This is a genomic window from Rhodospirillaceae bacterium, assembly GCA_018660465.1.
Taxonomy (GTDB): Bacteria; Pseudomonadota; Alphaproteobacteria; order Rhodospirillales; family JABJKH01; genus JABJKH01.
In genome coordinates this window covers 46,051-58,618 of record JABJKH010000091.1, presented here as the reverse complement: position 1 = coordinate 58,618, position 12,568 = coordinate 46,051, and the positions used below count along the sequence as shown (strand labels likewise).

The following is a 12,568-nucleotide window of genomic DNA, read 5'->3' as shown; positions in this document are numbered from 1 at the left end:
CTAGCGAAGTTCGCGGAGTACCCGGAATCCAATCCCGTAACTTTTAGCCCGATGATCATTCTTCGCACGCCATGCTGGCCGCTGGTTCTTGGGGATATAGTACCAGGACCCACCCTTGATAACCGGCTTGACGCAGTTGCCGGTTAAGCGCGGTGAGCCGTCAGTCGGTGCCCCCGCGTGGCTTTTATTCCAACAGTCCAAAGTCCATTCCCAGACGTTGCCACTGGTATCAAACAGCCCGAACGGATTGACCTTATAGGTTCCGACCGGAAAGGTTTCGTGGGGAATGCCGTCGGTCAGGCAATGGCGGCAATTGGCGTTGTCCTTGCCCATCTCATCTCCCCACCAATATTCAGTGGTCGTGCCGGCGTGGGCCACATATTCCCATTCCGCTTCCGAGGGCAGGCGGTATTTTTGCCCCGTTATTTGACTGATCCAACGAAGGTATTCCTTCACGTGAGTGACCGTGACATTGACAACCGGTCGTCGGCCTCGGCCCCATTTGTGATCGTCGGGATTATGCTTGCAGCCGCCCTTGACGAAGCAGACATCCCATTCATCAAAGGTGGTTTCGTATTTGCCGATGGCAAACGGCTTCCCAATGGTGACCTTGTGGGATGGCTTTTCGTATTTGTGGCGGGTGTTGGAGCCCATGATGAAGGAGCCCGCCGGGACGACCACCAATTCCGGGCATCCTTTGCAGTCTTTGAAGACGGTGCCGGGTTTATGCTGTTGCGCACCAACCTCTGACGCCCCTGCGAAAAGAACCAAGACCAGAAAATGAAAAAAGATTTTAAACATGCGCCAAATTCAATAAGTGCCTTTAATGGATATAGTCAGTCAATCGTGCCGCGTCTATCCCTTAAGCGCTCTAACGCCCACCCTGCAGCTTTCCGAACCAAGGGGGAAGGATCGTCCAAGTGGGACTGAGCAAAGGGCTCTAAGGCCTTATCCTGGCTATTGCCGATGCCAATCAGAACGTTGCGGACAAAGCGGTCACGGCCAGTCCGTTTGATTGGGGAGCCCGAAAAAAAAGTTCTAAACGCCGCGTCATCAAGATCCGCCAAGTCTGATAAACGAGGCGCGGTTAATTCAGTCCGGGGGAAAAAGGCGCTTTCTTGGGTCGGAAGCGCAAATTTGTTCCACGGACAGACCGACAGACAATCATCGCAGCCATAAACATAATTCCCCATTCCAGCCATGAGGCTTGGCTCTATATCGCCTTTGTGCTCGATCGTCAGATAGGAAATGCAGCGTCGTGGATCAATTTGGCCATCACCGGACAGCGCCTCCGTCGGACAGGCCCGCACGCAGGCATCACAGGAGCCGCAGTGATCCGCCACAGGTTGTTCCGGGGGCTGATCTGGGGGGAGGTCCAACGACGTAAACATCTCTCCTAAAAACAGCCAAGAGCCAAATTCACGGGAAACCAGATTGGTATGCTTGCCCTGCCAGCCGACTCCCGCACGCCCGGCAATGGGCTTTTCCATCACAGGTGCCGTATCGACAAAGACTTTAATGCCACAGTCCCAGCGTTCGCCCGCCCAGCGACCCAGCCGCTTGAGACGTTTTTTGAGGATGTCGTGATAATCCTTACCTCGGGCATAGACGCTGATATTGCCTCTATCAGACGGCAGGGGGGCGAGGTTTCTGGGACCATAATTCATGCCGACCACGATAATGGTTTTGACATCATCCATCAGGGCGGCGGGGTCGGAGCGTCGTTCCGCCGTATCGGCCATCCAGCCCATGTCGCCGTGCAGGCCTTCCGCAACATAATGATCAAGCGCGCGCTTTTCTTCCGGCACCGACACAGCGGGGGCGAACCCGACCACGTCGAAGCCTAAATTTAGGGCGTATTCGCGAATTTCCTGTTTTATAGTTTCCACTGATTTTCCAGCCTCTTCTCGCCAGCACCGATCATATATGTTATTTAGCCGCGCAAAATTGAAATATGTGATTTTGGAAATATAGAAATGCCAAAGGCAGTAGTTCTTCTAAGCGGCGGATTGGATTCATCAACGGTTCTGGCCCTCGTGCAACAACAAGGTTATGAGGTATATGCGCTTTCGTTTAGCTATGGTCAGCGCCACAATGTTGAGATTGAGGCGGCAAAGCACATTGCGACATCAGCCAACGTTGCCGAACATGCGATTGTTGATATTGATCTTCGGGGATTTGGCGGGTCCGCGCTGACCGACGATATCGACGTTCCAAAAGATCGTTCGGATGACGAAATGAATGAGGGAATTCCGATCACCTACGTTCCTGCCCGCAACACTATTTTTCTTTCATTCGCTTTGGCCAAGGCTGAAGTTTTGGGCTCATTCGATATCTTCGTCGGAGTTAATGCATTGGATTATAGTGGGTACCCTGATTGTAGACCTGAGTACGTGGCTGCGTTTGAGGCGATGGCGAACCTCGCCACCAAGGCCAGTGTCGAAGGCGAAGGAACAGTTAAAATTCACGCGCCGTTGATTGATCAGACGAAGGCACAGATCATCACCAAGGGTTTGGAACTGGGCGTCAATTATGGCCTCACGATAAGTTGTTACGATCCCGATACAACTGGCGCTGCCTGCGGTGGATGTGATTCGTGCCAACTCAGAAAGAAGGGATTTTTGGAGGCGGGGGTGCCTGATCCAACCCGCTATCAATTTTCATGACCTATGCGGTAAAAGAAATTTTTTATACGTTGCAAGGTGAAGGCATCAACGCCGGCCGCCCCGCCGTCTTTTGCCGATTTGCCGGTTGTAACTTGTGGTCGGGCTTGGAAAAAGACCGAGCCGACGCCGAATGTACCTTCTGCGATACGGACTTTGTCGGTACGGATGGCGATGGCGGTGGAAAGTTTGAAACGGCGACAGCGCTGGCGGATGCGGTCACGGCGCAATGGCCAGAGGGGGTAGCGCACCCATTTATCGTCTGCACCGGCGGTGAGCCGATGCTACAAATAGACGAGGACTTAATCGGAGCACTTCACACCAAAGGATTTGAGATCGCCGTTGAAACCAATGGCACCATCAATCCGCCGGACGGCCTCGATTGGATCTGTGTCAGTCCCAAAGCGGGAACATCCCTGGCGCTCACCTCAGGCCATGAATTAAAGCTGGTCTATCCCCAATCCGGCACTGACCCAGCAGACTTTGAAGATCTAAAATTCCAGCATTTTCTCTTGCAGCCGATGGATGGACCCGATAGAGAGCGCAACACAGGCCTCGCCTTGGAGTATTGTCTCGCGCATCCCCCGTGGCGATTGAGCCTGCAAACCCATAAATTCCTAGGAATTCGATGAGGGATTCGTTGAGGGGATTGGTTGAGCAGTATGGAAATTTTTAAAGAATTTACGTTCGAGGCGGCCCACCGTTTGCCGAACCTGCCTGCTGAGCATAAATGCTCGCGCCTGCACGGCCATTCGTTCCGAATTGTTATTCATGTGTCCGGGGATTTGGATGTCGACAAAGGCTGGGTCATGGATTTCGCCGATGTCAAAGCCGCGTTTGCGCCGATCCTCGATCAACTCGACCACCATTACTTAAATGACATCGACGGCCTGGATAATCCAACCAGCGAAGTCATCGCAAAATGGGTCTGGGAACGGCTTCACCCTTACCTGCCACAACTCAGCAAGATCGAATTGCACGAGACATGTACGGCAGGGTGTATTTATCGCGGTGAGGATTAACGACTAGAGCGAACCGTGCCCATCCGGTGAATGCAAATACTCCCTACATTTAGGATTCACGCACACATGCATTTTACGGCAGAAATTAGCCGCTAGCGAACATTTGTCATATCCATCTCAGCATCTTTTTTTCCATTGCCTGAGTCTCACCAACCAATACATCAATATCGTGCCGGGTGTACCAATCGAGTGGCGTGATTGACCACATTTTCCTCCAAAACTTGCTGTTTATCCGTATTTACGAAAATTTTATTGCATATATGTGGATGATCCATACATGACACCTAAGGGAATTACCCAATTCATCCGAAGATATTTTGTCGCGGAAGTTTGATGACAAAGTAATTCTGTCTCTTGGGAAGAGTGATAGGTCTATGTCGGATATCTTGCTCGAATCTGTGCGTGCGGTCGTCTTGTTAGGAATTGTGGTATTCCTGTGGAATGCCGCGCGAAACCGGTTTGCACAGTTCCGGGAGGGCTGGAACTACATCGTCTTTGGGTTTGTACTTTTATTGTTCGGAAGTGTTCTTGATATCAGCGATAATTTCGAGAGTCTCAACCGGTTTATCATTGTTGGCGACACCGAAACCGAAGCGATTTTAGAAAAGTTTGTTGGTTTTTTGGGAGGGTTTATCTTTCTTGCCGTTGGTTTGTTTAAATGGGTGCCGGGAGTTCAAGGATTGTCTGACCTTGTGGATATCCGCACCGCTCGCCTTGAAGAAGAAATTGAACAGCGAGAACAAGCCGAATTAGCCCGTTTGGAAAGTGAGGAAAAAGTTAAGCAGGAACGAAATTGGCTTAATGACGTCGTAAACAGCTTTAAAGATGGCTTCGCCCTTTTTGATGCCGATGACAAGTTGATAATCTTCAATGATCAGTATCAATCGGCAATTGACCAACAAAGCGACGGTCTAAAGATAGGCATGTCTTTTGAGGACGTCGCTAGAACCCGTGCAATCCATTTTGAGTCGAATGAGAAATCTGAAGCCTATGAGGAATGGGTTAAAACTCGCGTTGAGCGTCATTTTAATCCCACAGGTCCGTTTGAGCTAAACTTCGACAACGGACAATTTTTTCAAATTCACGAGTTCAGAACTAAGCATGGCGGCATTGCAATTCTTCGTATTGATATTACGGACCAGAAAAAATCCGAACAAAAATTGCTCCGAAGCGAGAAACGCTTTCACAGGCTCATCGATACGTTAAATTATGGCGTTCTCGTCCATCGCAAGCGTGTACCACTTTATGCCAATTCTACTCTGGCGAATATGTATGGATATAATTCGGCGGATGAAATTTTAGCATTGCCATCAACCAAGCTTCTAACCCATCCGGATTTTGAAGAAAATACTCATGACATTCGTTTAGGCAACACACAACAGATTGCAGATAAGGAAACCATGGGCGTGAAAATGAATGGTGCCGTCTTCTGGGAGGATAGGCGCTCGTTCGTAATAAATTGGGATGGTGAAGATGCAATTTGTTCAATTCGTTCCGACATTAGCGAACGCAAGAAAGTAGATAGTATGAAAAGCGAATTCATCTCGACAGTTAGCCATGAACTTCGCACCCCCCTGACATCGATCAAAGGATCGCTGGGACTTATAACCGATGGCATTCTTGGAGCAATGCCGGATACGGCAACTAGCATGATAGAAATCGCCTATAGAAATACCGACCGTCTCATCAATCTGGTCAACGATATTTTAGATATGGAAAAAATTGAATCTGGCAGCATGGAGTTCGAGTTTAAAAAGCTTAGCCTCACGGAACTTGTGGCGGATGCGGTCGAGACCAATAAGGGATATGCAGACGAACATGGTGTGACGTTTGTCCTTGCAGACCGTGGTCCCAAGATAACCGTAGAGGGCGATGCCAACCGACTGGTTCAGGTAATTGCAAATCTGCTGTCCAACGCAGCTAAGTTCTCCCCTAAGGGGGAAAATGTTGAAATATCCGTTACCCGTCAGGAGCAAGTCGCGAGAGTATCTGTCTCAGATCATGGACCAGGAATACCGGAACAATATAGAGAACAAATTTTCGGAAGATTTACTCAGGTAGATTCCTCGGACAGCCGAGAGAAAGGTGGTACGGGATTGGGATTAAATATCTCCAAATCGATCATCGAGAAACATGAAGGCGCAATAAATTTCGAATCTAATACTGATGTCGGGAGCACCTTTTTCTTCACACTACCCATTTCTGAGTGATTGCTTTGGATCAACAGCAGCCGATTGAGCGGCGTCGGCATACCGTGTCGTTTACAATTATGTAGTGGGTGACTGTCTTAACCGGAGAGGCAAGGCGCTAACTACCCTCGGCCCTTATAGGGTTCCACCCCCTGATCCGGAATCCAAACACCCTCTGGTGCGTTGCCGGTTTGATAAAACACATCGATGGGAATACCGCCGCGCGGGTACCAGTAGCCGCCGATGCGGAGCCATTTGGGCTTTGCCGCCGCGATGATCTTTTGGCCAATGGAGACTGTGCAGTCCTCGTGAAATCCGCCATGGTTTCTAAATGATCCCAGATAGAGTTTTAGCGACTTGCTTTCGATGAGTGAGTCGCTCGGCACATAATCAATCAACAGATGCGCGAAGTCTGGCTGGCCGGTGACCGGGCACAAAGAAGTAAATTCCGGACAGGTAAAGCGCACCATGTAATCGGTGCTGGCTTGCGAGTTTGGAACTGTTTCTAGGATCGCTGCGTCCGGGTCGGTTGGGAGGTCCGCCTTGTTGCCCAACTGGCTTAGGTCATTTTTATCATTCGCCATCAAATTTCCTCAATATCGCCTTGGGCCTGGTCTGCGGTAAATTTTTCCTGAAAAGCTTGGAAAGCGCCACCTTCGATGGCTTGGCGCATGTCCCGCATCAGGTCCTGATAATAGTGCAGGTTGTGCCAAGTCAAAAGCTGCGATCCCAAAATTTCTTTGGCTTGAACCAGATGATTAAGATAGGCGCGGCCGTATCCGGTGCACGTGGGACAGGTACAATCTTGATCCAAGGGACGAGAGTCATCCTTGTGACGCGCGTTGCGAATATTAATTGTTCCCCGGCGCGTAAACGCTTGGCCGGTGCGACCGGACCGGGTCGGCAGCACGCAATCAAACATATCAACGCCCCGGGCCACGGCCCCCACCAAATCATCCGGTTTGCCCACCCCCATAAGATAGCGCGGCTTGTCGGTGGGTAATAAAGGCGCGGTAGAGTCCAATATTCGGAACATTAATTCCTGCCCTTCACCGACCGCTAGCCCGCCAATCGCGTAGCCATCAAAGCCGATGTCCAGCAGCGCTGAAGCCGAGGTTTGGCGGAGGTCTTCGTAGACACCGCCCTGCACAATACCAAATAACCCAAATCCATTACGTTGTTGAAACGACTCTTTGGAGCGCTTGGCCCAACGCATCGACAACTCCATAGACTCCAAGGTTTCTTGCTCTGTCGCCGGATACGGCGTGCATTCATCAAACGCCATGGTGATGTCCGCGCCTAGCATCCGCTGGATATCCATGGATGATTCTGGCGTCAGTTCATGGCGTGACCCATCTATGTGAGACTGGAACTCAACGCCGTGTTCGCTGATCTTCCGCAATTGAGAGAGCGACATGACCTGAAAGCCGCCGGAATCTGTCAAAATGGGTCCCGCCCAGTTCATGAATTTGTGTAACCCGCCGAGCCGTTCAATTCGTTCCGCACCCGGACGCAACATTAAATGATAGGTGTTGCCGAGGATGATTTGTGCGCCTGTCTCCGCCACCGCCTCAGGTGTCATGGCTTTGACCGTAGCTGCCGTTCCGACCGGCATGAAGGCCGGGGTTTCGATGGCGCCTCGCCCAGTGGTCAAGGTTCCGCGCCGGGCTTTGCCATCGCTTGCCTTTAGATCGAAGCCGAAGTCACTCATGACCGATCCAATAGGCAACAATCGCCATACGAATAAAACCGATATCCGCTTGTCATGGCATGGTCATAAGCACGTTTCATTTGGTCCATTCCCGCAAAGGCTGCGACCAACATAAACAATGTTGATCTGGGCAGGTGAAAATTGGTCAGCATCATATCAGGTACTTTAAACCGATACCCCGGCGTGATGAAAATATCTGTATCGCCGGTGAAGGGCTGCACGACTCCGCGATCATCCGCCGCCGTTTCCAGCAATCGTAGCGCCGTCGAGCCAACCGCAATTATCCTTCCACCGGTGTTCCGAACCGCGTTGATTTTTTCAGCGGCCACTTGCGTAATCTCGCCCCATTCAGCGTGCATCTTATGATCCCGGGTATCGTCCACCTTCACCGGCAGGAATGTTCCGGCGCCCACGTGCAGGGTCAGCAGAACCTGATCCACGCCGCATTCTTTTAAAGAACCCATTAACTCAGGCGTGAAATGCAGGCTCGCGGTAGGTGCTGCAACCGCACCCGGCTTTTCCGCGAACAGGGTTTGATAATCGGACCGGTCCTTCGTATCGGCCAAATCATCACGCTTGATATAAGGTGGCAACGGCATCGCGCCATTTTGGTCGAGCAACTTCATTAGCGCCTCACCCGCGTGATCAAATTTCAGAGTGATTTCACCGCCCTCGCCTTTTTCCAAGACCGTCGCTGCGAATCCCCCATCAAAAAATAGACGGTCGCCCGGTTTTATCTTTCGTCCCGGACGCGCGAACGCCTTCCATGTATCTGGTGAAATATTTTTATGCAGGGTCGCCTCGACCTTGCCATTACCCCGTTTGCCCTTGATGCGGGCGGGAATGACCTTGGTGTTATTAAAAACCAAAAGATCACCGGGCTGGAGAAACAGCGGCAAATCCCGAACGATGTGATCGCTTAAGCCATCGGCTACGCGCAGCAATTTGGCGCTGTCCCGAGGGGTAACAGGGCGCTGAGCAATAACAGAAGTCGGCAGGTCGAAATCAAATTCGTCGACGTTCATGGATGGGGCCCACACGGTTGAATTTGGCGGACCCTACACAAATCCCCGCCACGGTACAATTAAGAGGGGACAATCAGTTAAAGACAGCCTTATGTCCGGGTGCGGGGGAAGCGCCAAACCCACCCTTGGCAACGACAGAGTCCCGTCCGCCGTGGCGTTCGACGAGGGCGGCCTGATCCGCCTTTGCGCGACGGTCAATTTCTTCCGGGTCGACGATTTTCCGGAGTTCCCGTTCCAAGTCTTTCAGCGTTTCAGCATGCGCCGGGTCAGAAGCCAAATTCGTGAGCTCTTCCGGGTCTGAGTCCAGGTCAAACAATTCAGGTTCAAAGCCAATGTAATAATTCAGCTTGAATTGCCCCTTGCGCAACATGAACCCACCGCTTGGTGAGCCCCCGGCGTGGTATTCACTGAGGACAGGCCTTGTTGCATCGTCACCGTTCGCGGCCAAGTCATACAAGGATTGGCCCGGTAGGTCGGTATCGCCCCCAGAATTGACCGCTTGTTCGCCAACGCATTCCATAATCGTTTGATAAAAATCAAGATGCGTCACCGGGGTGCTCCGAACCACGCCCGCGTCCACGTCGGGACCCGCCATGATCAAGGGGACCCCTGCAGCCTCTTCATACAAATTGGATTTCCCCCACAGTTCCCGTGCTCCCAAGTTATCACCGTGGTCGCTGGTGTAGATGACGCGGGTATCGTTTGCCAAACCGCTATCCTCAAGCGCGGCCAAGACCTTGCCGACGTTGTCGTCCATGAAGCTACAAAGACCATAATAGGAAGCGATGGCAATTTTCCATTTATCGGCATCGTCACAATCGCCAAAGTTCTGGCAGATTTTTGAGGCGTCGACCCAGGGATGGCGCGTGAAGCCTTCGTCATTGATCCCTTTCGGCAGAGGGATCGTCGCTGGATCATACATATCAAAAAATTCCTGCGGCGCGATCAGCGGATAATGCGGGCAAACCATGGAAACGAAGACCACCCAGGGTTTGTCGTCTTTTTCTTTTGCGCGATCTTGCAGCCACCGAACAGAAGCCTCTGTAATATTCCGATCATAATCCAGATAGGTCGACTCACCGGGGCCGATGTTTTCCAACAATGTCACGCCCTTCCGCCGGATTGGCAGTTCGTCCCGAACCGCGCCCAAGATATCACCGGTCCCATTGACGACGTGCAGCGGTATAATTTGTTCGTCGAAGCCTGTGGGATCGGCCTCATTCCGGTAATGTAGCTTACCAATGGAAACGACCCGATGGCCGGTATCTTGCAGTCGATGCCCCCATCCCTTGGTCTCGCCGGTGTAGGGATGCGCATTACACCAGGACCCGGTTTGATGGGCATAGCGTCCCGTCGCAAAGGCCGTCCGCGCTGGCACACAAATCGGCGACGCTGTGTAGGCCGCATTAAATCGCGTGCCCCTTGCTGCTAATTTATCCAGGTTCGGTGTTTTGACGGTGTCGTGACCCGCGCATCCAAGCACTCGAGTATTGTGTTCATCGGACATGATAATCAGAAGGTTCTTCGGCTGCATTGGGGGCCTTTCTTTGAGGTGGGTCGATACGCGGGCTTGACGTATGGTCAAAGATTAGAAACTTTTGTTTCTCCGGTAAACACCCATCGATGACATTGTTAAGGAATATCCCATGGCAGAACGGCCCACATCTCGATTAAGAAACTTGCTCAAAGGCCCAGACCTCATTTCTGCGCCCGGCGTCGCCGATGCCTTGAATGCTCGACTGGTGGCTCAGGCCGGATTTAAAGCGATCTACATGACGGGAGCTGGAACCTCAGCGGTTCGTCTGGGCGTGCCGGACATCGGGCTTTTGACCATGCATGAAATGGTCGACAACGCTGGTCGCATCGCAGAAGCCTCCGGCTTGCCGCTAATTGCCGATGCTGACACGGGCTACGGCGGTCCCATCAATGTGCGCCGCACCATCCAAGCCTATGAGCGCGCCGGTGTCGCAGGTGTCCATATTGAAGACCAGCAATGGCCGAAGCGCTGTGGGCACTTGGCCGGAAAAACCCTCATCCCGACCGAAGAAATGTCAGCCAAGATCAAGGCCGCTGTGGATGCCCGCATGGACGATGATTTTGTTGTCATTGCGCGATCTGACGCGCTGGCGGTGGAAGGATTTGATGCGGTGATGGCGCGGGGAAAAGCTTACGAAGAAGCGGGCGCGGACATCATTTTCATTGAAGCCCCCCGGGACATGGATCAACTGCGACAAATCCCTGAAGCCTTCGATGTGCCGACGCTTTATAATCTGGCTTCCAGTGGCAAGACACCGCTGTTGCCGGCGAATGAAATTCAGGACCTTGGGTATAAGATTGTGATCTATCCCAACTTGGCGATCCTTGCGGCCATTCCGGCGATCACCGACATGCTGGCGGAACTGAAAGAAACGGGCGAAGTCACCGGTATTCTCGACCGGGTGGCGACATTCCGCCAATTCTTCGATCTTTTAGGGATGGAAGAAATTCAGGAAATGGAAGAACGTTATGCGGTCTCAGAAGACGCTAAGGTCGGGTACTAAAAATCATGGCACAACCTAAAAACCTGTTCGAAAAAATTTGGGATGCGCATGTAATTCTGACAAATGACGAAGGCCAAAGCCTGCTCTTCGTTGATCGGCATTATTGTCATGACGGCTCGTTCCATGCTTTCGATATGCTGAGTGAAAGTGGGCGAAAAGTTTTGAGACCGGACCTGACGTTTGGCACGCCGGATCACTACGTTGGTACGGGTTCTGAAGACCGCGCCGACTTCGCCGACGATGAACGCGGGGACTTGGTCAGAACCCTAGAAAAAAATGCTGATGAATTTGGCATTAATCATTTTGGCTTGAGCGATTCACGCCAAGGCGTTGCCCACGTCGTCGGCCCTGAGCAAGGACTGTCGTTGCCAGGATTGCTGATCGTTTGCGGTGATTCTCATACTTCGTCGCATGGGGCCATGGGGGCGTTCGCGTTTGGAATTGGGGCGTCCGAAGTTGCGCATGTCTTGGCGACGCAATCCTTATGGCAGCTCAAACCCAAGTCTATGCGGATTACAATCACCGGCGAACGCGGGTTCGGCGTGACCGCGAAGGATGTCATCTTGGGCGTTATCGCGCGCATCAGTGCCGCCGGTGCTGTGGGTCATGCCATCGAATACGCAGGGCCTGTAATCGAAGCGATGTCGGTCGAAGAAAGGCTGACGGTGTGCAACATGTCGATTGAGGCGGGAGCAAGGGCTGGCATGGTCGCCCCCGATCAAACGACCATAGATTATATAAAAGGAAAACCCTTTGCCCCGACGGGCAAGCACTGGGATGCCGCCGTTGCCTATTGGCAGATGTTGCCAAGCGATGCAGGCGCCACCTTCGACAAGGAAGTTGAAATTGATATTGGAAGCTTGGCACCGACCCTGACTTGGGGGACCAGTCCGGAAGATGCTATTGGCATAGCCGATCTTATTCCAGACCCGGCACAAGAAACCGACCCTCAACGCCAGGACGCCAAGCAGCGCTCGCTCGATTACATGGGATTGTCTGCGGGCACGCCGCTTGTCGGTGTGCCGGTTGATCGAGTCTTCATAGGATCATGCACCAATGGCCGGATTGAAGACCTTCGTGCCGCCGCTGTCGTGGCGCGGGGTCGCAAGGCCAAAGTCCCGACCTTGGTGGTGCCGGGCTCGGGCATGGTCAAAGCCGAAGCCGAAGCCGAAGGTCTGGATAAGATATTTATCGACGCCGGTTTTGAATGGCGCTATGCCGGATGTTCCATGTGCGTCGGTATCAATGGTGACGATGTAGCGCCGAAAGAACGTTCCATTTCAACGTCTAATCGTAATTTCGAAGGACGTCAGGGCCCCGGCGCTCGGACCCATTTGGCGGGACCAGAGATGGCGGCTGCGGCGGCGGTCACCGGGTACATAACCGATGTCCGCGACTTAATAGAGGGGAACTAAATC

12 protein-coding genes are annotated in these 12,568 nt (G+C 52.3%); 6 read left to right on the top strand and 6 right to left on the bottom strand.

The window, feature by feature from the left end:
- Together HOM51_15760 and queG are read right to left on the bottom strand one after the other, a co-directional pair.
- Nucleotides 1–801 carry an SUMF1/EgtB/PvdO family nonheme iron enzyme gene (locus tag HOM51_15760; GenBank protein ID MBT5035970.1) on the bottom strand — a complete coding sequence of 267 codons (801 nt, stop codon included), beginning with the start codon at nt 799–801 and terminating at the stop codon, nt 1–3.
- A 35-nt stretch (nt 802–836) separates the two neighbouring features.
- A complete protein-coding gene (gene queG, locus HOM51_15755) occupies nt 837–1,889 on the bottom strand; it encodes a tRNA epoxyqueuosine(34) reductase QueG (GenBank protein ID MBT5035969.1) in 1,053 nt (350 codons plus the stop codon).
- An 87-nt stretch (nt 1,890–1,976) separates the two neighbouring features.
- Between queG and queC the strand changes: the two genes are divergently transcribed.
- From queC to HOM51_15735, 4 genes are all read left to right on the top strand, one after another.
- Nucleotides 1,977–2,666, top strand: coding sequence for a 7-cyano-7-deazaguanine synthase QueC (queC, locus tag HOM51_15750; GenBank protein ID MBT5035968.1), 690 nt, complete (start codon nt 1,977–1,979; stop codon nt 2,664–2,666).
- Nucleotides 2,663–3,295 (top strand): 7-carboxy-7-deazaguanine synthase, encoded by a 633-nt coding sequence (queE, locus tag HOM51_15745; GenBank protein ID MBT5035967.1) that lies wholly within the window; start codon nt 2,663–2,665, stop codon nt 3,293–3,295. Before queC ends, queE begins: the two co-directional genes overlap by 4 nt.
- Before the next feature lie 30 nt (nt 3,296–3,325).
- Entirely contained in the window at nt 3,326–3,685 is a 360-nt protein-coding gene (gene queD / locus HOM51_15740; protein MBT5035966.1) for a 6-carboxytetrahydropterin synthase QueD, read from the top strand.
- Nucleotides 3,686–4,059: 374 nt separating this feature from the next.
- Entirely contained in the window at nt 4,060–5,895 is a 1,836-nt protein-coding gene (locus HOM51_15735; GenBank protein ID MBT5035965.1) for a PAS domain S-box protein, read from the top strand.
- Between the two features lie 101 nt (nt 5,896–5,996).
- Here the strand turns inward: HOM51_15735 and queF are convergent, their stop codons facing one another.
- The 4 genes from queF to HOM51_15715 form a co-directional block, all read right to left on the bottom strand.
- A complete protein-coding gene (gene queF / locus HOM51_15730; GenBank protein MBT5035964.1) occupies nt 5,997–6,458 on the bottom strand; it encodes an NADPH-dependent 7-cyano-7-deazaguanine reductase QueF in 462 nt (153 codons plus the stop codon).
- Nucleotides 6,458–7,585 carry a tRNA guanosine(34) transglycosylase Tgt gene (tgt, locus tag HOM51_15725; protein ID MBT5035963.1) on the bottom strand — a complete coding sequence of 376 codons (1,128 nt, stop codon included), beginning with the start codon at nt 7,583–7,585 and terminating at the stop codon, nt 6,458–6,460. The genes queF and tgt overlap by 1 nt, the downstream gene beginning before the upstream one ends.
- Nucleotides 7,582–8,610: a tRNA preQ1(34) S-adenosylmethionine ribosyltransferase-isomerase QueA gene (queA, locus tag HOM51_15720; protein MBT5035962.1), complete on the bottom strand. Its 1,029-nt coding sequence runs from the start codon at nt 8,608–8,610 to the stop codon at nt 7,582–7,584. Before queA ends, tgt begins: the two co-directional genes overlap by 4 nt.
- Nucleotides 8,611–8,683: 73 nt before the next feature.
- On the bottom strand, nt 8,684–10,144 hold the full coding sequence (locus tag HOM51_15715; GenBank protein MBT5035961.1) for a sulfatase-like hydrolase/transferase: 1,461 nt from the start codon (nt 10,142–10,144) through the stop codon (nt 8,684–8,686).
- Between the two features lie 112 nt (nt 10,145–10,256).
- Between HOM51_15715 and HOM51_15710 the strand changes: the two genes are divergently transcribed.
- Together HOM51_15710 and leuC are read left to right on the top strand one after the other, a co-directional pair.
- Nucleotides 10,257–11,150, top strand: coding sequence for an oxaloacetate decarboxylase (locus HOM51_15710; protein ID MBT5035960.1), 894 nt, complete (start codon nt 10,257–10,259; stop codon nt 11,148–11,150).
- Nucleotides 11,151–11,155: 5 nt separating this feature from the next.
- The gene (gene leuC, locus HOM51_15705; GenBank protein MBT5035959.1) at nt 11,156–12,565 is read left to right on the top strand and encodes a 3-isopropylmalate dehydratase large subunit; all 1,410 of its coding nucleotides are present in this window, start codon (nt 11,156–11,158) and stop codon (nt 12,563–12,565) included.
- Nucleotides 12,566–12,568: the final 3 nt, after the last annotated feature.

Coding starts and splice junctions, on each gene's coding strand:
- queD (MBT5035966.1), top strand. CDS start 3,326: ATGGAAATTTTTAAAGAATTTACGTTCGAGGCGGCCCACCGTTTGCCG.
- queA (MBT5035962.1), bottom strand. CDS start 8,610: ATGAACGTCGACGAATTTGATTTCGACCTGCCGACTTCTGTTATTGCT.
- HOM51_15715 (MBT5035961.1), bottom strand. CDS start 10,144: ATGCAGCCGAAGAACCTTCTGATTATCATGTCCGATGAACACAATACT.
- queE (MBT5035967.1), top strand. CDS start 2,663: ATGACCTATGCGGTAAAAGAAATTTTTTATACGTTGCAAGGTGAAGGC.
- HOM51_15710 (MBT5035960.1), top strand. CDS start 10,257: ATGGCAGAACGGCCCACATCTCGATTAAGAAACTTGCTCAAAGGCCCA.
- queC (MBT5035968.1), top strand. CDS start 1,977: ATGCCAAAGGCAGTAGTTCTTCTAAGCGGCGGATTGGATTCATCAACG.
- queF (MBT5035964.1), bottom strand. CDS start 6,458: ATGGCGAATGATAAAAATGACCTAAGCCAGTTGGGCAACAAGGCGGAC.
- leuC (MBT5035959.1), top strand. CDS start 11,156: ATGGCACAACCTAAAAACCTGTTCGAAAAAATTTGGGATGCGCATGTA.
- HOM51_15735 (MBT5035965.1), top strand. CDS start 4,060: ATGTCGGATATCTTGCTCGAATCTGTGCGTGCGGTCGTCTTGTTAGGA.
- HOM51_15760 (MBT5035970.1), bottom strand. CDS start 801: ATGTTTAAAATCTTTTTTCATTTTCTGGTCTTGGTTCTTTTCGCAGGG.
- tgt (MBT5035963.1), bottom strand. CDS start 7,585: ATGAGTGACTTCGGCTTCGATCTAAAGGCAAGCGATGGCAAAGCCCGG.